This window comes from Burkholderia ambifaria AMMD (genome assembly GCF_000203915.1).
GTDB lineage: Bacteria > Pseudomonadota > Gammaproteobacteria > Burkholderiales > Burkholderiaceae > Burkholderia > Burkholderia ambifaria.
Genome location: NC_008391.1, coordinates 1,784,380 through 1,806,473 on the forward strand (window position 1 = coordinate 1,784,380; position 22,094 = coordinate 1,806,473).

Annotated in this window: 24 protein-coding genes; 9 read left to right on the forward strand and 15 right to left on the reverse strand. The window is 68.4% G+C overall.

Annotated elements, in window-relative coordinates:
* Positions 1-135: 135 nt before the first annotated feature.
* Positions 136-555: an HIT family protein gene (locus BAMB_RS23970; RefSeq protein ID WP_006760790.1), complete on the reverse strand. Its 420-nt coding sequence runs from the start codon at positions 553-555 to the stop codon at positions 136-138.
* A gap of 264 nt (positions 556-819) precedes the next feature.
* On the opposite strand from BAMB_RS23970, the gene BAMB_RS23975 reads away from it, so the two are divergent.
* The gene (locus BAMB_RS23975) at positions 820-2,223 is read left to right on the forward strand and encodes a serine hydrolase domain-containing protein (protein WP_011659741.1); all 1,404 of its coding nucleotides are present in this window, start codon (positions 820-822) and stop codon (positions 2,221-2,223) included.
* A gap of 74 nt (positions 2,224-2,297) precedes the next feature.
* On the opposite strand, the gene BAMB_RS23980 is transcribed toward BAMB_RS23975, so the two are convergent.
* From BAMB_RS23980 to BAMB_RS23995, 4 genes are all read right to left on the reverse strand, one after another.
* A complete protein-coding gene (locus tag BAMB_RS23980; protein ID WP_011659742.1) occupies positions 2,298-2,921 on the reverse strand; it encodes a glutathione S-transferase family protein in 624 nt (207 codons plus the stop codon).
* 140 nt (positions 2,922-3,061) lie between these two features.
* Positions 3,062-3,532, reverse strand: a complete 471-nt coding sequence (locus BAMB_RS23985) for a DUF2269 family protein (protein ID WP_006750625.1) — start codon at positions 3,530-3,532, stop codon at positions 3,062-3,064.
* On the reverse strand, positions 3,529-4,782 hold the full coding sequence (locus tag BAMB_RS23990; RefSeq protein ID WP_011659743.1) for an SDR family oxidoreductase: 1,254 nt from the start codon (positions 4,780-4,782) through the stop codon (positions 3,529-3,531). Before BAMB_RS23990 ends, BAMB_RS23985 begins: the two co-directional genes overlap by 4 nt.
* Positions 4,783-4,923: 141 nt before the next feature.
* Entirely contained in the window at positions 4,924-5,457 is a 534-nt protein-coding gene (locus BAMB_RS23995; RefSeq protein WP_006760784.1) for a GbsR/MarR family transcriptional regulator, read from the reverse strand.
* A 205-nt stretch (positions 5,458-5,662) separates the two neighbouring features.
* Here BAMB_RS23995 and fabV point away from each other — a divergent pair, with 205 nt between their 5' ends.
* Complete coding sequence (fabV, locus tag BAMB_RS24000) at positions 5,663-6,865, forward strand: enoyl-ACP reductase FabV (RefSeq protein WP_011659744.1); 1,203 nt, start codon at positions 5,663-5,665, stop codon at positions 6,863-6,865.
* A gap of 54 nt (positions 6,866-6,919) precedes the next feature.
* Here the strand turns inward: fabV and BAMB_RS24005 are convergent, their stop codons facing one another.
* Positions 6,920-7,624, reverse strand: coding sequence for an SDR family oxidoreductase (locus BAMB_RS24005; RefSeq protein WP_011659745.1), 705 nt, complete (start codon positions 7,622-7,624; stop codon positions 6,920-6,922).
* Positions 7,625-7,920: 296 nt separating this feature from the next.
* Between BAMB_RS24005 and BAMB_RS24010 the strand changes: the two genes are divergently transcribed.
* Entirely contained in the window at positions 7,921-8,508 is a 588-nt protein-coding gene (locus BAMB_RS24010) for a TetR/AcrR family transcriptional regulator (protein ID WP_011659746.1), read from the forward strand.
* Positions 8,509-8,539: 31 nt separating this feature from the next.
* On the opposite strand, the gene BAMB_RS24015 is transcribed toward BAMB_RS24010, so the two are convergent.
* Together BAMB_RS24015 and BAMB_RS24020 are read right to left on the reverse strand one after the other, a co-directional pair.
* Entirely contained in the window at positions 8,540-9,118 is a 579-nt protein-coding gene (locus BAMB_RS24015) for a membrane protein (RefSeq protein WP_011659747.1), read from the reverse strand.
* A gap of 148 nt (positions 9,119-9,266) precedes the next feature.
* Complete coding sequence (locus BAMB_RS24020) at positions 9,267-9,797, reverse strand: GNAT family N-acetyltransferase (RefSeq protein ID WP_011659748.1); 531 nt, start codon at positions 9,795-9,797, stop codon at positions 9,267-9,269.
* 206 nt (positions 9,798-10,003) lie between these two features.
* Here BAMB_RS24020 and BAMB_RS24025 point away from each other — a divergent pair, with 206 nt between their 5' ends.
* Positions 10,004-10,489, forward strand: coding sequence for an SRPBCC family protein (locus BAMB_RS24025; RefSeq protein WP_011659749.1), 486 nt, complete (start codon positions 10,004-10,006; stop codon positions 10,487-10,489).
* 121 nt (positions 10,490-10,610) lie between these two features.
* A complete protein-coding gene (locus BAMB_RS24030) occupies positions 10,611-11,087 on the forward strand; it encodes an SRPBCC family protein (protein ID WP_011659750.1) in 477 nt (158 codons plus the stop codon).
* A 25-nt stretch (positions 11,088-11,112) separates the two neighbouring features.
* Here BAMB_RS24030 and BAMB_RS24035 read toward each other — a convergent pair whose 3' ends face one another.
* The 4 genes from BAMB_RS24035 to BAMB_RS24050 form a co-directional block, all read right to left on the reverse strand.
* Positions 11,113-12,237, reverse strand: coding sequence for an amidohydrolase family protein (locus BAMB_RS24035; RefSeq protein WP_011659751.1), 1,125 nt, complete (start codon positions 12,235-12,237; stop codon positions 11,113-11,115).
* 1 nt (position 12,238) lies between these two features.
* Entirely contained in the window at positions 12,239-13,546 is a 1,308-nt protein-coding gene (locus BAMB_RS24040; RefSeq protein WP_011659752.1) for an MFS transporter, read from the reverse strand.
* Positions 13,547-13,637: 91 nt separating this feature from the next.
* Positions 13,638-14,951 (reverse strand): CaiB/BaiF CoA transferase family protein, encoded by a 1,314-nt coding sequence (locus BAMB_RS24045; protein ID WP_011659753.1) that lies wholly within the window; start codon positions 14,949-14,951, stop codon positions 13,638-13,640.
* The gene (locus tag BAMB_RS24050) at positions 14,948-15,934 is read right to left on the reverse strand and encodes a hydroxymethylglutaryl-CoA lyase (protein WP_011659754.1); all 987 of its coding nucleotides are present in this window, start codon (positions 15,932-15,934) and stop codon (positions 14,948-14,950) included. The genes BAMB_RS24045 and BAMB_RS24050 overlap by 4 nt, the downstream gene beginning before the upstream one ends.
* Positions 15,935-16,108: 174 nt before the next feature.
* Between BAMB_RS24050 and BAMB_RS24055 the strand changes: the two genes are divergently transcribed.
* Together BAMB_RS24055 and BAMB_RS24060 are read left to right on the forward strand one after the other, a co-directional pair.
* The gene (locus tag BAMB_RS24055; RefSeq protein ID WP_011659755.1) at positions 16,109-16,930 is read left to right on the forward strand and encodes an IclR family transcriptional regulator; all 822 of its coding nucleotides are present in this window, start codon (positions 16,109-16,111) and stop codon (positions 16,928-16,930) included.
* A gap of 152 nt (positions 16,931-17,082) precedes the next feature.
* On the forward strand, positions 17,083-17,721 hold the full coding sequence (locus BAMB_RS24060; protein WP_011659756.1) for a 2-hydroxychromene-2-carboxylate isomerase: 639 nt from the start codon (positions 17,083-17,085) through the stop codon (positions 17,719-17,721).
* A gap of 18 nt (positions 17,722-17,739) precedes the next feature.
* Here BAMB_RS24060 and BAMB_RS24065 read toward each other — a convergent pair whose 3' ends face one another.
* A complete protein-coding gene (locus BAMB_RS24065) occupies positions 17,740-18,723 on the reverse strand; it encodes a LysR family transcriptional regulator (protein ID WP_011659757.1) in 984 nt (327 codons plus the stop codon).
* A 100-nt stretch (positions 18,724-18,823) separates the two neighbouring features.
* On the opposite strand from BAMB_RS24065, the gene BAMB_RS24070 reads away from it, so the two are divergent.
* Positions 18,824-20,056, forward strand: coding sequence for an MFS transporter (locus tag BAMB_RS24070; protein ID WP_011659758.1), 1,233 nt, complete (start codon positions 18,824-18,826; stop codon positions 20,054-20,056).
* A 155-nt stretch (positions 20,057-20,211) separates the two neighbouring features.
* On the opposite strand, the gene BAMB_RS35525 is transcribed toward BAMB_RS24070, so the two are convergent.
* Positions 20,212-20,484, reverse strand: a complete 273-nt coding sequence (locus BAMB_RS35525) for a hypothetical protein (protein ID WP_127456211.1) — start codon at positions 20,482-20,484, stop codon at positions 20,212-20,214.
* Between BAMB_RS35525 and BAMB_RS24075 the strand changes: the two genes are divergently transcribed.
* On the forward strand, positions 20,483-21,178 hold the full coding sequence (locus tag BAMB_RS24075) for a phosphatase PAP2 family protein (protein ID WP_041491547.1): 696 nt from the start codon (positions 20,483-20,485) through the stop codon (positions 21,176-21,178). The genes BAMB_RS35525 and BAMB_RS24075 overlap by 2 nt on opposite strands.
* A 136-nt stretch (positions 21,179-21,314) precedes the next feature.
* On the opposite strand, the gene BAMB_RS24080 is transcribed toward BAMB_RS24075, so the two are convergent.
* Positions 21,315-21,974 carry a glutathione S-transferase family protein gene (locus tag BAMB_RS24080; protein ID WP_011659760.1) on the reverse strand — a complete coding sequence of 220 codons (660 nt, stop codon included), beginning with the start codon at positions 21,972-21,974 and terminating at the stop codon, positions 21,315-21,317.
* Between the last annotated feature and the right edge of the window lie 120 nt (positions 21,975-22,094).

Here is a 22,094-nt window from a genome sequence, read left to right on the forward strand (position 1 = left end):
GTCTAGCGCCGGGGCCGGCGGGACGAGTTTCGCGACCGGTTACACGTGTTACGTCGCGTGACCGCTGAAACAGGTGCGTGCGGCGCGACAGCCCACGGGCACTGGCGCCGCCCCGCATGACGAGCCCGACACGCGTTACACGAAACGTTCGCGGATGCGCTGCGCGACCGATTCGAGCGCGGCCGCGTCGGCAATGTCGCGCGCATGCAGCCGCAGCTCGACACCTTCCCAGCGCGGGATCACGTGGAAATGCACGTGCGGGACCGTCTGGCCCGCCGCCGCGCCGTTGAACTGGCCGATGAACACGCCGTCCGGCCCGAGCGCCGCGCGCACGGCCGCCGCGACGCGCTGCGTCATCCGGATGCCGGCCGCGGCCGCATCGCCGGACAGCTCGAAGATCTGCGCGGCCGGCTCCTTCGGGATCACGAGCACGTGACCGTCGGCCTGCGGCATGAGATCCATGATCGCGAGGGTTGCGTCGTCTTCGGCGACCTTCACGCACGGCAGTTCGCCGCGCAGGATTCTGGCGAACGGGTTGTTGTTGTCGTAGGACATGGCGTTTTCCGATTGTTCGATGGGCGGTTTGACTGGGAACGATGCCGGACGATTATCGGCCGACGGCCGGTCGGATTTCAACTTGTCGGCGCGAACCTGCGCGTTCGACATATGCGACACACGCGATTCGCATACGCCGGCCAGCATATCGCCCGAGCGACGCCGCCCCCGGCGTCGTCACTCCCCCGCGATTGCCACCGCTTGCCCGAACCTGCGACACTGCCGGATCGTTGCCGGCCGGCACGCCACCGAGGACGCTCGCGCATGACGATCCCCTTCAAATCGCTGATCCTGCGCGGCGTCGCAATCGCGCTCGTCGCCGCGCTCGGCTACACCGGCTACATGCTGTCGCGGCTCGCTCCGATCGCGACGGGCTATGCGGCGAAGGCGCTGTGTTCCGGCGTGTTCGTGTCTGGCCGTCCGGCAGCATCGGTGATCGACGTCGACATCATGGCCGGCGTGCATCCGCTGCTGAAACTGGTGCGCCCGTCACTCGATCCCGAGCATCACCGCGCGGTCGCGACGTTCGCCGGTTTCGCGCGACGCGAGGCGGATTTCCGGCCCGGGCTCGGCTGCACGCTCGCGCTCGGGCCGTCGCCCGGCATGCTACCGGCCTCGCTGCCGCCCGTCGCCGATCCCCCATCCGTGAACGATGCCGCGCCGGCCGCACCGCCCGCCGGCATCGACGCACGCAAGCTGCACATCGCGCTCGACCGCGCGTTCGACGAACCCGATCCGGCGCGGCCGCGGCGCACCCGTGCCGTCGTCGTGATGTGGCGCGGCCACGTGATCGCCGAACGCTACGCACCGGGCTTCACGGCCGACACGCCGCTGCCCGGCTGGTCGATGACGAAGACCGTGACGGCCGCGCTGGCCGGCGTGCTCGTCGCGCAGCACAAGCTGTCGGCGGATGCGTCGGCGCTGCTGCCCGAATGGCGCGCCAGCGGCGATGCACGCGCGGCGATCACGCTCGACGAGCTGCTGCGGATGACGAGCGGCCTGGAATTCAACGAAGACTATGACGACCCGCTGTCCGACGTCGCCGTGATGCTGTTCACGCAGCCCGACACCGCGCGCTTCGCGTCGGCCAAGCCGCTCGTCGCGCAGCCCGGCACGCAGTGGTACTACTCGAGCGGCACGAGCGCGATCGTCGCGCGCGTGATGCGCGAAGCGCTGGGCGGCACCGAGGCCGACTACCTCGCGTTTCCGCGCCGTGCGCTGTTTGAGCCGCTCGGGATGCACAGCGCCGTGTTCGAGCCCGATGCGGCCGGCACGCTCGGCAGCCCGTCTTATTTGTATGCGAGTGCGCACGACTGGGCGCGCTTCGGGCAGCTTCTGCTGCAGGACGGGGTGTGGAACGGGCAGCGGCTGCTGCCGGAAGGCTGGGTGCGCTACCTGACGCGCGCGACGCCGCAATCAACGCACCAGGAATTCGGCGCGCATCTTTGGGTGAAGGTGCCGGAGCCGTTCAACGATCGCGATCCGCATGCGAGCGCGATGCCCGCCGACGCGTTTCATGCGGTCGGTCATGAAGGCCAGTTCGTGAGCGTGGTGCCGAGCCGCGAGCTGGTGGTCGTGCGGCTCGGGTTGTCGCGGCCGGAATCGGCGTGGAACCACGAAGCGTTTCTCGCGCGCGTGCTCGACGCCGTACCGGCATCCGGCTCGTGACCCGACCTGACGTGACGTGACGCGGCGGCGGCGGCCACACCACCCCGCCCGCTCCGCGCGCGACTTGCGACGCGTTACGGGTTCGCGCTGCCCGCGTACTGCTTGAAGCCCTCGCGCGTCGCCAGACGCTCGATATAGCGCTTCGCCGCCGGGAAGTCCGGATGCTCGAACGGCGTGCCGAACCAGCGGTTCACCGACAGGCCGATCGGAATGTCCGCGAGCGTGAAGTGGTCGCCGGCCACGAACGCGCCGGTCGCTTCGAGCTGCGCGTTCAGCACCTGCATATGCTTCGTCCAGCCCGCGATCGACTGCGCGATCGCCGCCGGGTCCTGGTGCTCGGGCGACTTGCGCACGAGGCCGAGGAACGCGCCGACCCACGAACGGTTCAGGTCCGAGCCCTGCCAGTCGATCCACTGATCGACCCGCGCGCGCGCCTGCGGCTCGGCCGGATAGAGCGCGTCGCCGCCGTAACGGTTCGCGAGATAGCGGATGATCGTGTTCGACTCCCACAGCACGAAGCCGTCGTCCTTGATGACGGGCACGAGGCCGTTCGGATTCAGCGCGAGATAGGCCGGGTCGTTGGTCGTGCGAAAGCCCGCGCCCCAGTCTTCCTGCTCGAACGGCAGGTTGAGTTCGGTGCACAGCCACAGCACCTTGCGCACGTTGATGGACGGAATCTTGCCGAGGATGTGCAGCATGCAGGCTCCTTGTGAGGTCGAATGCGAAGCGTTCGGGATGCCCGAAACGGCCCGAACGCGCTCCCGTCGAATTTATACACGAGCGCGCGTAAATCGACAGGGCCGCACGCGAGATCGGCGTTCGCGGCCCGCCGCACCGCTTACATCGGCTTGAGCACCATCAGGAAATAGACCGTCAGCATCGCGAAGAACGCCGGATAGCCGAGCAGCTCCCAGCGCTTCGCATAGCGCCAGTAGCGCGCCGGCAGCGTGGCTTCGCCGTTCGCATGCGCGAGGTTCGCCAACGCGGCCAGCTCGATCTGCAGCCACACGACCGGCAGCCAGCACGCGCCCGCGATCGCATACAGCACGATCGACGCGACGAGCCACGGCGTATGCCACGGCCAGCCGGCCGTATGCGCGAGCCACAGCCCGGACGCCGGCTGGAAGATCACGGCCGGTGTCGTGAACCACCAGTCCGCGCGCACCACGAGCCGCGACACGGCCGCGATCGCGGGCACCGACCGCGTGCGGTTCGCGAAGAACAGGTAAAACGCGGTGCCGAAGCCCGTGCCGACCATCAGCACGGAAGACAGGATGTGAAGCGCCTTGATGACGAGATAGGTATTCATGGTCGTTCTTCTTCTGAAAACAGGATCAACAGGATCGCGAGAATCGGCACGTTCTTGATCACCGGGCCGAACGGTTCGGCCAGCAGGCCGGGCATCGTGACCGCGATGACGGCCGAATACGCGACGATGAGCACACCTTGCGCGGCCCACAGACGGCGGGACGGCGCAGCGATGGTCGCCACCCCTAACGCGAAGTCCAGCGCGCAGGCGGCGTAAAGGGCGATCAGCGCGGGCAGCCCGGTGAGGTGTGCGCGGGCGAGCATCGCAAGGCTGTCGCTCTGCGGGTGGACGAACGCGCTCACGATGGCCGTCCAGATCCACACGATCGCAAGCGCGCCGACCAGCAGCGGCCGCCGCCACATCGCGAGCGCGTCGCGGCGCAGCGCGAGCGCGTCGGCGCCGATGAAACTGCGCAGGCCGCGCGGCGGCCGGCCGAGCACGGCCGCCAACGCCGCGGGATCGCCGGTGTTGCCGCCGCGCAGCATCGTCCATGTATCGCGGGTCAGCATCGCGCCCGGCAGCGTGCCGACCAGCGCGGCCGCCGCACCGACGAGCGGGCCCGGCAGCGCAATGCGGGCTGCCGGCGGGAAGCCCAGCGCGGCGCGATAGCCGCTCAGCATCTCGCGGTATTCGACTTCATCAGCGCCGACCGCGTCGATGACCGAATTGCCGGCCGCCGGCGAAACGACGAGTCGCGCGACGAGTTCGGCGAGATCGTCGACGTGCACCGGGCGCAGCCGTTGATGGCCGCCTTCCGGCAACGCGTGCACGGGCAGGCTCGCGAGCATCCGGAAGAACCGTGCCGACGTGCCGGCCGCGCCGTAGACGAGCGCGGGCCGCACGATCCGGTAGTCGAGCGGCAGCGTCTGCAGAAAGGTGTCGGCTGCGTACTTGCTGGCGAAATACGGCGTGTCGCCGCGCTCGACGCCCAGCGCCGAGATCTGGATCACGCGCCGCACGCGGGCGCGGCTGCATGCGGTGAAGAGCGCGCAGGGCGCCGCGCGATGCACGGTGTCGAGCGTCGCGTCGCGCCGGTCGGTGAGGATCCCGACCGCATTGATCACGACGTCGACGCCGTCCAGCCGGGCCAGCCACGCGTCGGGGTCGACGTCCGTCGCGAAGTCGATCGCGACATCGTGCGGGCCCACCGCATGCCGCACGCCGCGCAGCACGCGATGGCCGCCGGCTTCCAGCCGCGCGCACAACGCCCGCCCGATGAACCCGTTCGCGCCGCAGACGAGGATGTTCATGTCGCACTCCACGGTGCGGCATGCCGGCGGATCGACAGCAGGGCCTCGTTCATTTTCATCCTCTATTTACTGTTGTTTCTGTAATGACAGAAACAATGCCTTCAAAAAAAGCGGGCTGCGCGCCCGCACTTCCGATACCGCTTACTTCGACGACTTGCGCCTGACCGTCTGGCTGATCTTCGCGCCGATCCCGAGCGCCTTCATCAGCGTGTCGGGTTTGAGCCGCAGCATCTCGTCCGACCAGGTGGTGAGCGTCTCGACGAACTGCAGCGTGTCGCGGATGCGCTGTTCGGTCTCGCGGCTTTCGTCGGCGATCTCGGGGCTCGTCAGGCAATCGCGCAGCACCGTGAGCGTCGGTTCGATCTCGCGCTGCCGCCGCCCTTCGACGATCAGCTTGAACAGTTCCCAGATGTCGGTCGACGTCTCGAAATGGTCGCGGCGATCGCCCAGCACGTGCACGACCTTCGCGAGCCGCCACGCCTGCAGCTCCTTCAGGCTCGTGCTGACGTTGGAGCGCGCGACGTTGAGCGTCTCGGCGATCTCGTCGGCGGCGACCGGCCGCCCGGCCAGGTACAGCAGCGCGTGAATCTGCGAGACAGTGCGGTTGACGCCCCATCGCGAGCCCATTTCGCCCCAGTGGAGAATGAATCGTTCGGCAATCGGTGTGAGTTCCATGTCGGGAAATTTAGTTTTTTCAGTTATTTCTGTCAAGAGAGAAATAACTGGCGGCGCCGCGAATCGCCGTGGCGGCGGCTCGACCCCGGGACGATCGCGACTGCGGTCACCGCCCGCCTTTCCCGCCGTGGCCGCCCGCTTCCATTACAATGCGCGGGATTTTTCCGATTTCAGGCCGTCCGCGCCTTTCTGACTAGAGGTTTCCATGATCATCAAACCGCGCGTGCGTGGCTTCATCTGCGTGACGACTCATCCGGTCGGCTGCGAAGCCAACGTCAAGGAACAGATCGACTACGTGACTTCGCATGGCCCGATCGCCAACGGCCCGAAGAAGGTGCTCGTGATCGGCGCGTCGACCGGCTACGGCCTCGCCGCCCGGATCTCGGCCGCATTCGGCTCGGGCGCGGACACGCTGGGCGTGTTCTTCGAGCGCGCCGGCAGCGAAACGAAGCCGGGCACCGCCGGCTGGTACAACAGCGCCGCGTTCGAGAAATTCGCCGCCGAAAAGGGGCTGTATGCGCGCAGCATCAACGGCGACGCATTCTCCGACAAGGTGAAGCAGGTCACGATCGACACCATCAAGCAGGATCTCGGCAAGGTCGACCTGGTCGTCTACAGCCTCGCGGCGCCGCGCCGCACGCATCCGAAGACGGGCGAAACGATCAGCTCGACGCTGAAGCCGGTCGGCAAAGCAGTTACGTTCCGCGGCCTCGACACCGACAAGGAAGTGATCCGCGAAGTCTCGCTCGAGCCGGCGACGCAGGAAGAGATCGACGGCACCGTCGCCGTGATGGGCGGCGAGGACTGGCAGATGTGGATCGACGCGCTCGATGAGGCCGGCGTGCTGGCCGACGGCGCGAAGACGACCGCGTTCACGTATCTCGGCGAGCAGATCACGCACGACATCTACTGGAACGGCTCGATCGGCGAAGCGAAGAAGGATCTCGACAAGAAGGTGCTGTCGATCCGCGACAAGCTGGCCGCGCACGGCGGCGATGCGCGCGTGTCGGTGCTGAAGGCCGTCGTCACGCAGGCGAGCTCGGCGATTCCGATGATGCCGCTCTACCTGTCGCTGCTGTTCAAGGTGATGAAGGAACAGGGCACGCACGAAGGCTGCATCGAGCAGGTGTACGGGCTCCTGAAGGACAGCCTGTACGGCGCGACGCCGCACGTCGACGAAGAAGGCCGTCTGCGCGCGGACTACAAGGAGCTCGATCCGCAAGTGCAGGGCAAGGTCGTCGCGATGTGGGACAAGGTCACAAACGAGAACCTGTACGAGATGACCGACTTCGCCGGCTACAAGACCGAATTCCTGCGTCTGTTCGGCTTCGAGATCGCCGGCGTCGACTATGACGCGGACGTGAACCCGGACGTGAAGATCCCCGGCATCATCGATACCACGGTCTGACGACCACGCCCGCCGCGTGCATGGGCGCACGGCGGGCTGCCTTTACAGGCGACGTCAGACCGGCGTCGCCTCGTCCAGATAAACACCGGCCGACAACGTGGCCTTCACCTGCCGCGTGAAGTCGTCGGTGGCCACCTCCTCCGCTCCGGATTCGATCGCGTCGTATGCCTGGCGCACGACGTCGGCCGGCGTCGCCTTCGGCACGTCGAGGCCGCGTGTCAGGTCCGTATCGATGAAGCCGGCGTGCAGCCCGACCACCTGCGTGCGCTGCTCGCGCAGCGAATGCCGCAGCCCGTTGGTCAGCGCCCACGCGGCCGACTTCGACACGCCGTAGCCCGACAGGATCGGCCGGTTCACCCAGCTCGCGACGGACAGCACGTTCAGGATCGCGCCGCCCCCGTGGCCGGCGAGCGTGGCCGCGAATGCGCGCGACATCGCCAGCATCCCGAACACGTTGGTTTCGAGATGATCGCGCAGCGCGTCGACCGCGCCGTCGTCGGTCAGGCTGCCGAGCCGCGCGATGCCCGCGTTGTTGATCAGCAGCGTGACGTCGCGCGCGGCTTCGGCCGCCGCGGCGACCGCCGCCGGATCGGTGACGTCGAGCTTCACGGGCACCACGCCCGGCAGCGTCACGCCGGCCGGATCGCGCGCGCCCGCATAGACCTTCCGCGCCCCGCGTTCGAGCGCCTGCTTCGCGAATTCGAGCCCAAGCCCGCGGTTCGCGCCCGTGACGAAAACGACTGCACCTTCGATCTTCATGATCCTTCCTTTCATCGTGTGAATGAAACCATGCCGCCATCGCGTACCGAGCCGTTGCACGGCCGGTACTGGATCGCAGGCTCGCTGCCCACGCCCGCTGCCCCCCAGACCCGGACCGACCTTCATCCCTGCCGCGCGAGTCGCCTTCGCTTCCTTTGCGAAGTCGGCTACACTGGATGTCAATGTCGATCACCATTGTCTTTGCGATGCATTGTGTCAGCGCACGCTCACCACGTCAATGGTGATCACCATTGTGTTTTTCAATCGACGTAATGGCTGGAATGAGGGAGGGATCGATGGGCGTCTCGAGGCAACAGGCTGCCGACAACCGCAACGCGATCGTCGCGGCCGCCGAGCGGCTGTTCCGGGTGCGCGGTGTCGACGCGGTCGGTTTGACGGAACTGATGAAGGAAGCCGGTTTCACGCAGGGCGGCTTCTACAACCACTTCAAATCGAAGGATGCGCTGGTCGCCGCGGTGATGGAAAAGGCGATGCAGGACGGCGCGGATTCGCCGCGCGCCGGCAGCGTCGCGCAACAGGTGACGTCGTACCTGTCGACCGCGCATCGCGACAACGTCGAAGCCGGGTGCCCGCTGTCCGCCTTCGCGGGCGATGCGCCACGCCTGACCGACGCGGCACGCGCCTGCTACGCACACGGCGTCGCCGGCTATCTCGAACGGCTGGAACGGTTGGTGGCTATGGAGGGCGCGGCTGCGGCGGACACGCGCCGCGACGCGATCGCCGTGTTCAGCCAGATGGTCGGCGCGCTCGTGCTGTCGCGCGCGGTCGCCGGCACCGATCCGGCGCTGGCCGATGAAATCCTCGACGCGGGGCGGCGCGCGCTCGCCGGCCAGCCCGACGATCCGGCCGTGCCGGCCGCGTAGCGGCACGACGGGCGCGAGTCGCGCGTGATCGCTATTCCACGGCCCGTGCGGCGTCCCACAGCGGCTGCCGGCCCAGCGCGGCATGCCACGTAGCGAAGCGCGTGCGCCACGACTCGAACGGCTCCTTCAGCGGATGACGCGGATCGTCGCTGAGCGCATACGCCATCCCTTCAATCAGCCAGCGCGGCTTGGTCGCGACCGCGAGGTTGCCGAGCACTTCGGCCTGGCGGTGGTGGATCAGTTCGTGCGCGAGAAAGTAGGTCTGCCAGCCGCGCGGCGCAATGACCACGCCGAAATCTCCGAGAGTGAGCGCCGCGCGTTCGCCGAGGCCGAACTTGTCCGCACATTCGCGCGTCGAGCAGAACACGACGCGCGGGGCGTCGCGAAACGGCCCCACGGCCGCCGCCGCGCGCACGTAGCCGTCGCGATAGAGCTGCTTCGCTGCGTCGAACTTCGCGGCATCGTCCGTGCAGATGTCCGCGCTCGGGCATGACACGCCGGGAAGCAGCGCGGGCGCGACGACGCGCAGCGGCTTGACGAGCGCGTAGGCGGCGATCGGCAGCGCGACGAGCAGGCCCGTGAGGGTGAAGGCGACGTGGGAGCGTTTCATCGAGGCGACGATTCCTTGGGTGTGCTCGTGGGTGTTTCCGGCACGAATATATCGGAGCCGCGATGCCGCCGGGCGGCTTTTCCGTTCCGCCCGGCTTCCGGTTCACGGCCGCGTGCCGTCGCACGCGCGGCGATCGCATCCCGCCCCGTTACACGAGCTGCTTGTGAAAATACGTCGTTGCACACAACGCGCCGTCGGGCATCAGCGCATAGTTCGGCACGACGCCGACGCGCTGCCAGCCGGCCCGCTCGTACAAGCGCTCGGCGTCGCCGCCCGTCACGGTGTCGAGCACGAGCACAGTCTTGCCGGCGTCGCGCGCGGCTTCGTCGGCGGCAGCCATCAGCCGCGCGGCGATACCCTGCCGGCGTGCATGCGGAGATACCAGCATCTTCGCGACGTCCGCGCGATGCGGCTGGTTCTCCGGCTGCGCGGTCACGAGCTGCACGGTGCCGACGATCCGGCCGGCGGCATCCTCGGCGACGAGCAGGATGCGCTCGCCGTTCGCGACGCCATCGGCGACGCGCGTCCAGAACGCGACGGCCGTCGAGCGCTCGATCGGCAACAAGAAGCTGACGGACGCGCCGCCTTCGACGCAATCGATCAGCACGTCGGCGAGCGCGTCGACGCAGGCACGCGCTTCGCTCGCATCGACGCGGCGGACGGTAACGGATGCGGTCATACCCTCTCCGGCAATCAGGCGCACGGCACGCATTCAGCGGCTTGCGCCCGGATCCAAAGGAACGCCGGCAGCCCGATGCGTGTGCAACGGCGGCCGGTGCCCCGGCAACACGGCGCGGGTGGCGCGTGTTACCGCCCCATGATGCTAAGCGATGAAAATTCCCGTTGCATCGCCTATGCTTAGCCGCCAACAGGAGGAGCAAACGCATGTCAACCAGCCACGTCGACCCCGCCGAAACCCATGACCTCGTCATCACCCGCACGCTGCGCGCGCCGCGCCAGGCGCTCTGGCGCGCGTGGACCGACCCTGAACTGCTGAAGGAGTGGTGGTGCCCGAAACCATGGACCACCGAAGTGCGCGCGTTCGACCTGCGCCCGGGCGGTGCCTTCCACACGTTCATGCGCGGCCCCGACGGCGGCACGAGCGACAACCCCGGCTGCTTCCTCGAAATCGTGCCGGAAGCGCGGATCGCGTTCACGTCGATGCTCGCCGGCGGCTGGCGGCCGCACGTGCCGTGGCTGGGCTTCACGGCCATCATCACGATGGCCGACGACGCCGCCGGCTGCCGCTACGACGCGCGCGTGATGCATCCCGACGCCGCGACGCGCGAGCGCCACGAGGCGCTCGGGTTCTTCGAAGGCTGGAACATCTGCATCACGCAACTCGACGAATTCGCGGCCACGTTGCGCTGAATCCGGGTGAGCGTACGGTCCGATTGCATGCCGTCGCGCGTGCGCCTAGGATTCCTGAAGGAAGCATGACGACACGCCGGCATCCGGCGTGCACCGTCGCGCGCATTCCGCGGGAGGCGACATGCTGCACATGCACACGCATTCGACCCGGGTCAGCCGGCACCTGAACGCACCGCGCGGGCGCGTCTACCGCGCGCTGCTCGACCCGCACGCGGTCGAACAATGGAAGGTGCCCGATGGCATGACATGCCGCGTCCACGCCTATGACGCACGCGAAGGCGGCGCGCTGCGCGTGTCGCTGAGCTACGACGAACCGTCGGACAGCCCCGGCAAGACCACCGCGCACACCGACACCTATCACGGCCGCTTCGTGACGCTCGTGCCCGACGAGCGGATCGTCGAAATCGATGTGTTCGAAACCGACGATCCGATGCTGCGCGGCGCCATGACGATCACGATCACGCTGTCCGACGAGGCAGGCGGCACGCGCGTCGAGGCGGTGCACGACGGTGTGCCGCCCGGTGTGCCGGTCACCGACAACGAAGCCGGCTGGCGCATGGCGCTCGCCCGGCTCGCGGCGCTGGTCGAGACGGGCTGAGCGCCAAGGCGGAGCGCGATACGCGTCAGGCGAGCCGGTAGACGTGCGAAACGGTCCCGCGGAACAGCGCGTCGCGCTCGTTCGGGCTCGCGTGTGCGGTCAGGCGCTTGAATGCGTTCCAGCCGTTCACGTAGGAATACGAGCCCTTGTCGACCGGGAAATTGCTCTCGAACATGCAGCGCTCGGCGCCGAACGCTTCGATGCAGGTGAGCATCCACGGCTTCCACGCATCCGCGAGCTGTTCGGACGACGGCGGCCGCGCACCCTTTTCGAAATCGAAACCGTTGATCCGCATCCCGAGGCCACCCACCTTCACGAATACGTTCGGCAACCGCGCGAGTTCGCGCATCGACGCCGACCAGCGCTGGAAGACTTCCGGCCGCTTGTCCGCATAGCTCGCGATCCGCACGACACCGCCGCAGTGATTGACGATGATGCGCGTGTCGGGATTCGCCTTCGCCAGATCGAACAGCTCGGGCAATTGAGGAAAGAACAGCCACGCGTCGTACGAGAGCCCGAGCGGCGCGAGCTGCGCGACGCCGGCCCGGTACGCGGGATCGAGCAGCAACCCGCGCGGCACCGCCGACAACGGGTTCGCGAGCGACGGATCGGCATCCCATGTGCTCAGATGTCGAACGCCGCGAAAGCGTCCGCGCCCCGCGTCGAGATGCGCGTCGAGCACGTCGCGCACGCGCGCGCCGAGTCGCAGGTCCGCATGCCCGACGATGCCTTTCGCGACGGCAGGGCCGCTGTGCTGAAGCGGCTCGGTCACGCCCGCGATGTAAGCCGTCTCGCCCACGGGCTTCAATTCGGCCGGCCCCGCATCGCGATAGCGCGTCAGCGCCTGCATGTAGACGGATGCCTGGATGTTGTGGCCCGAGCGCGCATCCTGCAGATAGTCGTCGAGCATATAGATCCAGCCCGGCCGCTCGTAGAAGTGGTGATGCGCATCGACGATCGGCAGATCCGGCTCGAGTGCGGGTTCGAGCGCGGACGCGAGCCAGTCGTTTCGTACCGCGAGATAGTTGCCTTGCGTCGTCATGCGGGGAGCTCCGTTTTCAGCCGGCGTGCGCGTATCGGCCCATGCAGGGACGGCGAGCGAGGCGGCGGCCGCACCGAGCAGCCGGCGTCGTTTGATCGAAAGGGTCATGTCATTCGCTCCGGTCGAACGCGTACAGCGACAGCGTCAGCAGCGTCGTGATCGCCAGGACGATCGCGAGGCCGAGCATCCCGGCCGTGAAGGTGCCGAAGCTGTCCTTCAGGTAGCCGACGAGATACGGGCCCGCGAATCCGCCGAGCGCGCCGATCGAATTGATCAGCGCCAGGCCGCCGGCCGCCGCCTGGCCCGACAGGAAGCGCGAAGGCAGCGTATAGAAGATCGTGCGTCCGGCAATCGTGCCGATCAGCGCGAGCGTGATGCCGACGAGCGCGGGCCCGAGCGTCAGGAAATGGGTCGACACGCCAAGCGCCACCGCGCCGATGCACAACCCGATCGCGAGGTTCGCGACCGGTGCGCCGCGTCGGTCCACCCGCTTCGCCCACCACAGCAGCGCGATCGTCGCGAAGAAGTACGGCAGCGCGGACAGCCAGCCGGTCTGCATCGTCGACATCCCGTGCGCCTTCAGCATTTGCGGCAGCCAAATGCCGATTCCGTACGAGCCCATCGTGAAGCCGAACGAGATCAGCGCGAGCAGGTACACGCGCACGTCTCGCAGCGCGACGCCGAAGCCCTTCTTGCGGCCGGCGGCGGCGCCTTCGCGCTCGAACGCGCGCTGCAGCGCGCTACGCTCGTCGTCCGACAGCCACGCGGCCGTGGCCGGCGAGTCGGACAGGCGCTTCAGGACGAGAAAGCCGAGCGCGCACGCGGGCAGCCCTTCGACGATGAACATCCACTTCCAGCCGGCCAGGCCGAGCGCGCCGTCGAGCTGCAGCAGCCACGTCGACAGCGGACCGCCGATCAGCGACGAGAGCGGCGTCGACACGGTGAACCACGCGAGCACGCGCGTGCGGTAGCTCGCGGGAAACCACACGGCGAGGAAGAAGATCACGCCGGGGAAAAAGCCGGCCTCGCCGATGCCGAGCAGCAGCCGGATCGCATAGAAGCTGGTCGGCCCCGTCGCGAGGGCGGTCGCCGCCGCCATGAGCCCCCACGTGATCATGATGCGCGCGAGCCAGCGCCGCGCACCGAAGCGGTATAGCGCGAGATTGCTCGGCACTTCGAACACGCAATAGCCGGCGAACATGATCCCCGCGCCCCAGCCGAACTGCGTCGCGGTCAGGCCGAGATCGCGGTTCATCGTCAGCGCCGCGAACCCGACGCTCGTGCGGTCGAGATAGTTGAAGAAGTACGCGAGCGCGAGCAGCGGAATGAAGCGCCATGCTGCCTTGCGTACGGCCCGTTGCTCGATCGACGCGTCGGTCTCGCGATCGGCGGCCAGCGCCGGGGAAGCGGATGTCATGGTTGTCTCCGTGGATGCGGCGCTCCGCGCCCGCGCGAGCGCGCGGCCGGGATGCCTTTTGTTGGTTCGATGGATTGCAGCGGCGCTGGCGCTACGCGCTCGCCGCTTCGTTCGGCGAAGGCATATCGTTGGGTACGCTGGTTACGCCCGGTACGCCCGGCGGCAGCCCGTTCGCACCGTGCCCGTGCCGCCCCGTGACGACGCCTGCGTCGATCAGCGTGCGTGCCTCGTCCGGCGTATAACCCAGCTCGCCGAGCAGCGCGCACGTGTCCTGACCGAGCGCGGGCGGCGCCGAGCGCAGCCGCAGGCGCTCCCCGCCAAGCGTGAGCGGCAGCAGCGCGGTGCGCGTGTCGACCGGCCGGCCGGCGCTGCTCGCGTCGGCCGGCAGCGTCACGGCTTCGAGGCCCCCGGTCGCGAGCAGATGCGGATCGTCGAACAGGTCCTGCGGCTTCGTGATCGGCGCATACGGCAGGCCGATCGATTCGAAGATCGCGCCGATCTCCGCGGCCGAATGCGCGGCGAGCCGCGCACGCAGTTCGGGCAGCAGCCACTCGCGGGCCTGCACGCGGAGGTTGTTCGTCGCAAGGCGCGCATCGTCCTTCAGCGCGGCCAGCCCGAACGCATCGCAGAACAGCGCCCACTGCGTGTCCGACACGACCGCGAGAAAGATCTGCTCGCCGTCCCTCACCGAAAACACGTCGTAGACCGCCCATGCGGAAATGCGGCTCGGCATCGGCGACGCGGCCTGCCCCGTCACCGCGAACTGCATCATGTGCTGCGCGACGAGGAACACGTTGTTCTCGAACAGCGAGCTCTGCACCTGCTGGCCGCACCCGGTGCGTTCGCGCTGCGCGAGCGCGGCCATCGCGCCGATCGCGCCGAACATCCCGCCCATGATGTCGTTGACGCTCGAGCCCGCACGCAACGGCCGGCCTTCGGGACCCGTCATGTACGCGAGGCCGCCCATCATCTGCACGACTTCGTCGAGCGCGGTGCGATGTTCGTACGGCCCCGGCAGAAAGCCCTTGTGCGACACGTACACCAGGCGGGGATTCAGCGAGGACAGCGCGGCATGACCGAGGCCGAGCCGGTCCATCGTGCCGCTCTTGAAGTTCTCGCTGAACACATCCGCCGTCGCGACGAGCCGCCGCACGATCTCGAGCCCGCGCGGATCCTTCACGTCCACCGCCAGGCTCTTCTTGTTGCGGTTGAACATCCCGAAGAAGCCCGCGCCGGAACCGCGCAGCGCACGCGTGCTGTCACCCGCGATCGGTTCGATCTTGATGACTTCCGCACCGAGATCCGCGAGCAGCATCCCGCAGGTCGGGCCCATGACCATGTGCGTCATCTCGATCACGCGCACGCCTTCGTACGGCAGCGCCGAAGCCGGTTGGCGATCGTTCATTGCGCGACTCCCGTCAGGCATCCTTCGGGCTGGGTCGCGCTCGGCGCGCGGCCGTCCGCATACCAGAACCCCTTCGGCAGCCCTGCGTCCGGCACGTGGCCGTACAGCGCCTCGGCAGGCAATGCCGCGTGCAGGATCGCGCGCGCGGCGAGCAGCGCGTCCACGTCGACGCCCGTGTCGTACCCCATCGCCTCCAGCAGGAACACGAGATCCTCGGTGACGATGTTGCCGGTCGCACCCGGCGCATAGGGGCAGCCACCCAGGCCGCCCTGGCTCGCGTCGAGCGTCGTCACGCCGGCGTCGAGCGCCGCGACGACGTTGGCGAGCCCCTGCCCGCGCGTATTGTGGAAGTGCGCGCCGCCGGCCTTGTCGCCGACTTCGCGCCGCAGGCGCATGAACAGCCGGCGCACCTGCGCCGGGTTCGCGTAGCCGCTCGTATCGGAGAGCCCGATCTCGTCGACGCCGCATTCGGCCATCGCAGCCGCCATCGCGATCGTCTCGTCGTCGGAGACCGCGCCGGCGAGCGTGCAACCGAACGCCACCGAGACGCCCGCCTCGATCTGCACCGACGGAAACCGCGCATCGCGCAGCGCGACGATCGCGCGTACCTCGTCGATCATCTGCGCCGGCGTCTTGCGGATGTTCGCCAGCGAGTGCGCTTCGGTCACCGATACCGGCAACGTCAGCTTGTGGACGCCCGCCTCGAACGCGCTTTCGGCGCCGCGCAGGTTCGGTGCAAGCGCGGCGACGCGCAGCCCCGGAATCGCCAGCGCATGCGCGACGACTTCCCGGATGTCGGCCATCTGCGGCAACAGCCGCGCGGGCACGAACGATCCGACCTCGATTTCGCGCAGGCCGGCCGCGGCGAGCGCGGTGATCCAGCGCAACTTGTCGGCCGTCGGCATCACGGCCTTGATGCTCTGCAGACCGTCACGCGGCCCGACCTCGCTCACCAGCACCTGCGGATCTTCGGAAACACTCATTCGACACCTCAAAGTTCTATCTGAAAGAACATCGTTCTGTTTGACGGAACTTTAGAGGCGCACCGAATCGGCTGTAAGCGGGGTATACCCGTGAAAATGCAATTTTTTGGAACTTGAGTTCTGCCAGACAGAACGCTATAGTCGATCGACCGTCACCCAAAGGAACAGCAAGCCGTGCCCCCGACCTCGACTCCCGCAGACCCCACCGGCGACGCGCCTGATGCGTCGGCCGAAGCCTCCAGCGGCGTCGCCGTCCTCGATCGCGCGTTCGCGATCCTCCACGCGTTCGGACCCACCGACGACCGGCTGTCGCTCGCGGAACTGTCGCGCCGCACCGGGCTGTACAAGAGCACGATCCTGCGCCTGCTCGCCGCGCTCGAGCACGGCGGCTTCGTGCGCAAGCTCGACGACGGCCAGTACGCGGTCGGACACGAGCCGTTGCGGCTGGCCGCGCTGTATCAACGCTCGTTCCGGGTCGGTCCGGTCGTCGAACCGTTGCTCGAGACGCTGAGCCGCGAACTCGGTGAAACGGCATCGTTCTACGTGCGGCATGGCGACATGCGCTCGGTGCTCTACCGCGTCGAACCCGCGCGCACGGTGCGTGTGTCGATCCGGGTCGGCGAGGAGTTTCCGGTTCGCCAGGGGGCGTCCGGGAAAGTGCTGCTCGCGTTCACCGACCCGCACGATGCACAGTGGAACGACGTGCGCGAACAGTTGTGGGCCGCGTCGTACGGCGAGCGCGACCCGGAGACGGCGTCGGCATCCGTGCCGGTATTCGGTGCGGCCGGCGATTGCGTCGGCGCGCTGACGGTGTCCGGTCCCAAATCGCGGCTTGCCGCCGCGCCGGCCATGGCCGCAGCGCTCGCGATGCTGTTGCCGCTCGCGCAGAAGGCGACCGTCGCGCTCGGCGGCGCAGGCACGCGCTACGACGCGCAACCCGTGCGCGACAGTCTCGCGCGGTTCGTGGCAGCGGCGCACGACACCGCGCAGCCGTAGCCGTAGCCGCAGCCATAGCGGGCCACGCGCGTGCGGCGCCGCGACTGCGCAAACGGCAGCCGCATGCGACACTGGCCGCCCGCGCATGCACCGCGTCGCCCGCCGGCGCGATGCATGCAACCGTCGTCCGGACACGTACAAGGGCCCCCACCATGAACGCCGCGCGCACCGCCACCTGGTATTTCGATTTCGTTTCTCCGTTCGCGTACCTGCAGCAGGAACGGTTCGACCAACTGCCGCCTGCCGCCGCATACGAGCCGAAGCCGATCGTGCTCGGCGCGCTGCTCGCGCACTGGGGCCAGAAAGCGCCGGCCGAGATCGCGGCGAAGCGCGTCTTCACCTATCGCCACGCGCAATACCGCGCGGACAAGCTCGGCATCCCGTTCCGGATGCCGCCCGCGCATCCGTTCAACCCGATCCGGCCGCTGCGGCTCGCGATCGCGATGGGCAACTCGCCCGATGCGATTCGGCGGATCTTCCGGCACATCTGGCGCGACGGCCAGGACGTGTCGACGCCGGAGGGCTTCGCCGCGCTGTGCGAGGCGGTCGGCTTTCCCGAAGGCGTGACGGCCGTCGACGCGCAACCGGTGAAGAACGCGCTACGCGCGAACACCGATCAAGCGATCGCGCACGGCGTGTTCGGCGTGCCGACCTTCGAACTCGACGGCGACCTGTTCTGGGGCGAGGATGCGACCGACATGTTCGTCGACTGCGCGACGTCGCGCGCATGGCTCGACTCGCCCGAAGTACGCCGCATCAGCGCGCTGCCCGAAGGCATCCGGCGCGGCTGACCGCACGCGCGACGGCGCCTACCCGTCGCGCCCTTCGACGAGCAGGGGCACGGCCTCGCGCATCATCGAGACGAAACGCACGAGCCGCGACGGATAGAACTGCGCGTGCGGGTAGGTCATGTAGACCGGCAACGGCGCGGCGTACCAGTCGGGCGCGAGATGCACGAGCTCGCCGCGCGCGAGATGGTCCGCCAGCATCCAGGACGAACCGACGCACGCGCCGACCCCGAGCAGCGCCGCGCTGCGTAGCGCGTAGAGATTCGCGGTCGTGATGCGCGGGCGCATCGCGATGCGGCGCGTGTCGCCCGTGACGGTGTGCGTCAGCGTCAGCTCGGTCCGGTAATACGTGCGCAGCGCGAGCCACGGCAACGCGGCGAGCGCGTCGGGATCGGCGGGCACGTCGGCGCCGTTCAGCACGGACGGCGCGGCCACCACGAAGCGCGGCACCTTGCTCAGCCGGATCGCGACGACGGACGGATCGGTCGGCTCGCCGACCTGGATCGCGCAGTCGATCCCGCTGCCGACAAAATCGCGCACCTCGTCCTGCAGCAGCCATTCCACCGAGACACGCGGGTAGTCACGCAGGAACCGCGCGAGCGGCTCGACGAAGCGCTCCTGCCCGAACGCATGCGGGACCGCGACCCGCAGCAGGCCGTCGGGCTCCTCCTGCGCGCCGCGCAGGTCGGCCTCGAACGCCGCCCAGTTCGTCAGCAGTTCCTTCGCGCGCGTGAAGCAGCGCTCGCCGTCGACGGTCAGCCGCATCGCATGGGTCGTCCGCTGCAGCAGCCGCATCCCGAGCGAGCGTTCGAGCGCCTGCAGCCGCCGGCTGATGGTCGGCTGCGTCGTGTGGAGTTGCGCGGCGGCGGCCGACAGGCTGCCGGCCTCGACTATGCGCACGAAGGTTTCCATCAGCTCGAAACGATAGCCGGCGCCGTCGACGGGCACGACCTGGATGCGCGCAGACCCACCTGTGGCGGGCAAATCGGGGATTTTCTCGGTCATTCGTCAAGCGTATAACAAATCTGCGCCCGACGGCACTACCGTGGCCGGCCGCCGGCCGGCACACTCGCGTCCATTCGATACCCGAACAAGGATGTACGCGATGTCCACTCCGACCCGTCTCGACGCCGCGCCCCGCGCGGCGCATGCACCGGCCCCCGCGGCCGCCTCGTCGATGCTCGATCGCCGGCTCGTGCTGCTGCTGGCCGCGGCCGCCGGCCTCGGCGTCGCGCCGCTCTACTATGCGCAGCCGATGCTCGCCGCGCTGGGGCCCGATCTCGGCGCGTCGGCGCGCGCGATCGGCTTCGTGCCGACGCTCACGCAGCTCGGCTATGCGCTCGGCATCCTGCTGCTCGCGCCGCTCGGCGACCGCTTCGACCGCCGCCGCGTGATCGTCACGAAAGCCGCCGCGCTGGTCGTCGCGCTGCTGCTCGCGGCGGTCGCGCCGTCGCTCGGGTTGCTGCTGGCCGCGAGCTTCGCGATCGGCTTGACCGCGACGATGGCGCAGGACGTCGTGCCGGCCGCCGCGACGCTCGCGCACGATGCGCATCGCGGCCGCATCGTCGGCACGGTGATGACGGGGTTGCTGCTCGGCATCCTGCTGTCGCGCGTCGTCGCCGGCTTCGTCGCGGAAACGGCCGGCTGGCGCGCGATGTTCGCGCTCGCGGCCGCCAGCGTCGCCGCCATCGGCATCGTGGCCGCACGCGGGCTGCCGCGCTTCGAACCCACCACGCAGCTGTCGTACCGCGCGCTGATCGGGTCGCTCGGCGAATTGTGGCGCCGTCATCCCGCGCTGCGCCGCGCCGCGCTCGCGCAAGGGCTGCTGGCCGTCGGGTTCAGCGCGTTCTGGTCGACGCTCGCGGTGATGCTGCACGGCGCGCCGTTCCATCTCGGCAGCGCAGCCGCCGGCGCATTCGGCCTCGCGGGCGCCGCTGGCGCGCTGGCCGCGCCCGTGGCCGGACGCCTGGCCGATCACCATGGTCCCGAGCGTGTCACGCGGCTCGGAATCGGGATCGCGACCGTGTCGTTCGCCGCGATGGCCGCCGCGCCGCTGATGACGCCGCATGCGCAACTCGCGCTGCTCGCCGCCGCGACGATCGGCTTCGATCTCGGCGTGCAGGCCACGCTGATCGCGCACCAGGCGATCGTCTACCGGATCGACCCGGCGTCGCGCAGCCGTCTCAACGCGGTGCTGTTCGTCGGCATGTTCATCGGGATGGCGACCGGTGCCGCACTGGGCAGTTCGTTGCTCGCGCAACTGGGCTGGAATGCGGTGATCGTGCTGGCCGTGGCGACGTCGCTGGCTGCGCTGGCCGTGCGGGTGTGGCGCCGGTAATTCGCGACGTCAGGAATGCGGGGCGGGCAGGCCGCAGGGCTTGCCCGCCTTTTCTTTTATTTTCTTTCGGTGCTGCGCGGCCGGGCGCAGCGCGGCAGATCCGCACCGGACGCGGAACGTTTTCGGTCATCCGGCGCAAGGTCCGCGACGGCTCATCAAATTATCCAGTTCAACCGATTATTTTTCGCCCAGTGTGCAGCGATCCGTGCGCAACCGTCAGATGATTCTGCATCACCGCGCCGCACGGCCCGCTCCAATCCGGCCCCACCCGGAATCCGCGTTTTCTCAGGGGATTCCCGGTATTTTTTCCCATTTTCTTCGAAATTACCGATGACATACTTGCCCCCCGTTGCGCTCCGGTGCGAGCGCGCTTCCTGATCCTGTCGGCCGCGCTTCATGTGTCGTGCGTCCGCCGGGTCGCAGAACATGAACAATTTCGACACCACGATCCAGACCTTCCTCACCCATATTACGTTCGGACCGCTGATGAACCACGCGATCCGCGTAATCGCCGGCCTCTATACGTTCAAGGGCTTCGTGCTCATCCCCGTGCTGTGCTGGCTATGGTTCCAGCCGGGCCCCCAACGCGAACGGCAACGCGAGCTGGTCATCGCGACCGTCGCGAGCGGGCTCGTCGCGCTTGCGTTCGGCCGATTGCTCGCGAAAGCCCTGCCGTTCCGCGTGCGGCCGATCTACAACCCCGACCTGCACCTGCACTTCCCGTCCGAGGAATTGCGCGCGGCCACGCTGCAGGCGTGGAGCTCGTTTCCGAGCGATCACGCGATGCTGTGGATGGCGATCGCGACCGGGATCTTCATCATCGCGCGCCGCGTCGGCGTGCTCGCGCTGCTGTATGCGGTCGTGTTCATCTGCGTGCCGCGTGCGTATCTCGGCTTTCACTACCCGACCGACCTGATCGCCGGCGCGGCGATCGGCATCGCGATCGCGTGGCTGCTCACGCGCGATGCGATTCGCGCGCGCTTCGCGCCGCAGGTGCTGGACGCGATCCGGCGCTTCCCCGCGCCGGCCTATACGCTCGCGTTCCTGCTGTGCTTCGAGTTGATCACGCAGTTCGACGAACTGCTGACGCTCGCGCAGTCGGTCAAGCACACGACGATGTAACGGGACGGCGCCGCAATGCATCCGCTGCTGTCGTCACGACGCCCGGGCACGCGCTGCCGGCCCTGCGCGGCGGCATCGCGTCGTGCGCATGCCGCCGCCCGCATCGCCTTCGCCGCAGCGATCGCCGCCGCGAACGTCAGTCGCGATCGGGTGCGCCGAGCGGGAAGAACGCGCGGTACGGCCGCGCTTCGTCGACTGCACGCGCGAACGACGGCCGCGCCAGCAGCCGCTTGCGATACGCGATCACGTTCGCGAACGACGGATCGATCCGGTGCGTCCAGTCCGCGTAGAACAGGAACGGCGCCGCGCCGCAGTCGGCGAGGCTGAAGCGGTCGCCGGCCGCCCATTCGCGATCGGCCATCGTTCGATCCAGCCATGCATACGATGTTTCGAGCATCGCACGCGCATCGGCGACACCCCGCGCATCGCGCTCGTGCTCCGGCCGCAGCGCATCGTGCACGACCTTCTGCTGCGGCGTCGATACATAGTTGTCGAAGAAACGATCCATCGTCCGGACTTCCAGCGCCGCGCGCCGGTCGTCGGGCACCAGCCGCGCGGGGCCCGGATGGTAGAGGTCGAGGTACTCGATGATGATCGTCGCCTCGATCACGGGGCGGCCCGCGTCCACGAGCACGGGGAACCGCTTCAGCGGCCACAGCGCAGCCAGTTCCTGCATCGGCTTCGGATCGTCGTGCGCGAGCACGCGATAGTCGAACGGCGTGCCGTTCTCGTACAGCGCGGTCAGCACCTTCTGGCAGTAGGACGAAAAGGGATGGGCGTAAAGCGTCGGTGTCATCGCAGGGTCTCTCAGGGTGTCGGCGCCGCGTCATGCGGCGCCAGGGAATCGGATAACTGGACGACGAACGGCGCCACGCCGGTTCGACACGATCCGAATATTTTTTTGTTGTGCGGCTTC

Coding starts and splice junctions, on each gene's coding strand:
- BAMB_RS23985 (WP_006750625.1), bottom strand. CDS start 3,532: ATGAATACCTATCTCGTCATCAAGGCGCTTCACATCCTGTCTTCCGTG.
- BAMB_RS24025 (WP_011659749.1), top strand. CDS start 10,004: ATGTCAACCAGCCACGTCGACCCCGCCGAAACCCATGACCTCGTCATC.
- fabV (WP_011659744.1), top strand. CDS start 5,663: ATGATCATCAAACCGCGCGTGCGTGGCTTCATCTGCGTGACGACTCAT.
- BAMB_RS23980 (WP_011659742.1), bottom strand. CDS start 2,921: ATGCTGCACATCCTCGGCAAGATTCCGTCCATCAACGTGCGCAAGGTG.
- BAMB_RS24065 (WP_011659757.1), bottom strand. CDS start 18,723: ATGACCGAGAAAATCCCCGATTTGCCCGCCACAGGTGGGTCTGCGCGC.
- BAMB_RS24080 (WP_011659760.1), bottom strand. CDS start 21,974: ATGACACCGACGCTTTACGCCCATCCCTTTTCGTCCTACTGCCAGAAG.
- BAMB_RS24015 (WP_011659747.1), bottom strand. CDS start 9,118: ATGAAACGCTCCCACGTCGCCTTCACCCTCACGGGCCTGCTCGTCGCG.
- BAMB_RS35525 (WP_127456211.1), bottom strand. CDS start 20,484: ATGTTCTGCGACCCGGCGGACGCACGACACATGAAGCGCGGCCGACAG.
- BAMB_RS24030 (WP_011659750.1), top strand. CDS start 10,611: ATGCTGCACATGCACACGCATTCGACCCGGGTCAGCCGGCACCTGAAC.
- BAMB_RS23990 (WP_011659743.1), bottom strand. CDS start 4,782: ATGAACATCCTCGTCTGCGGCGCGAACGGGTTCATCGGGCGGGCGTTG.
- BAMB_RS24035 (WP_011659751.1), bottom strand. CDS start 12,237: ATGACCCTTTCGATCAAACGACGCCGGCTGCTCGGTGCGGCCGCCGCC.
- BAMB_RS23970 (WP_006760790.1), bottom strand. CDS start 555: ATGTCCTACGACAACAACAACCCGTTCGCCAGAATCCTGCGCGGCGAA.
- BAMB_RS24045 (WP_011659753.1), bottom strand. CDS start 14,951: ATGAACGATCGCCAACCGGCTTCGGCGCTGCCGTACGAAGGCGTGCGC.
- BAMB_RS24005 (WP_011659745.1), bottom strand. CDS start 7,624: ATGAAGATCGAAGGTGCAGTCGTTTTCGTCACGGGCGCGAACCGCGGG.
- BAMB_RS24010 (WP_011659746.1), top strand. CDS start 7,921: ATGGGCGTCTCGAGGCAACAGGCTGCCGACAACCGCAACGCGATCGTC.
- BAMB_RS24020 (WP_011659748.1), bottom strand. CDS start 9,797: ATGACCGCATCCGTTACCGTCCGCCGCGTCGATGCGAGCGAAGCGCGT.
- BAMB_RS24075 (WP_041491547.1), top strand. CDS start 20,483: ATGAACAATTTCGACACCACGATCCAGACCTTCCTCACCCATATTACG.
- BAMB_RS24070 (WP_011659758.1), top strand. CDS start 18,824: ATGTCCACTCCGACCCGTCTCGACGCCGCGCCCCGCGCGGCGCATGCA.
- BAMB_RS23975 (WP_011659741.1), top strand. CDS start 820: ATGACGATCCCCTTCAAATCGCTGATCCTGCGCGGCGTCGCAATCGCG.
- BAMB_RS24050 (WP_011659754.1), bottom strand. CDS start 15,934: ATGAGTGTTTCCGAAGATCCGCAGGTGCTGGTGAGCGAGGTCGGGCCG.
- BAMB_RS24060 (WP_011659756.1), top strand. CDS start 17,083: ATGAACGCCGCGCGCACCGCCACCTGGTATTTCGATTTCGTTTCTCCG.
- BAMB_RS23995 (WP_006760784.1), bottom strand. CDS start 5,457: ATGGAACTCACACCGATTGCCGAACGATTCATTCTCCACTGGGGCGAA.
- BAMB_RS24040 (WP_011659752.1), bottom strand. CDS start 13,546: ATGACATCCGCTTCCCCGGCGCTGGCCGCCGATCGCGAGACCGACGCG.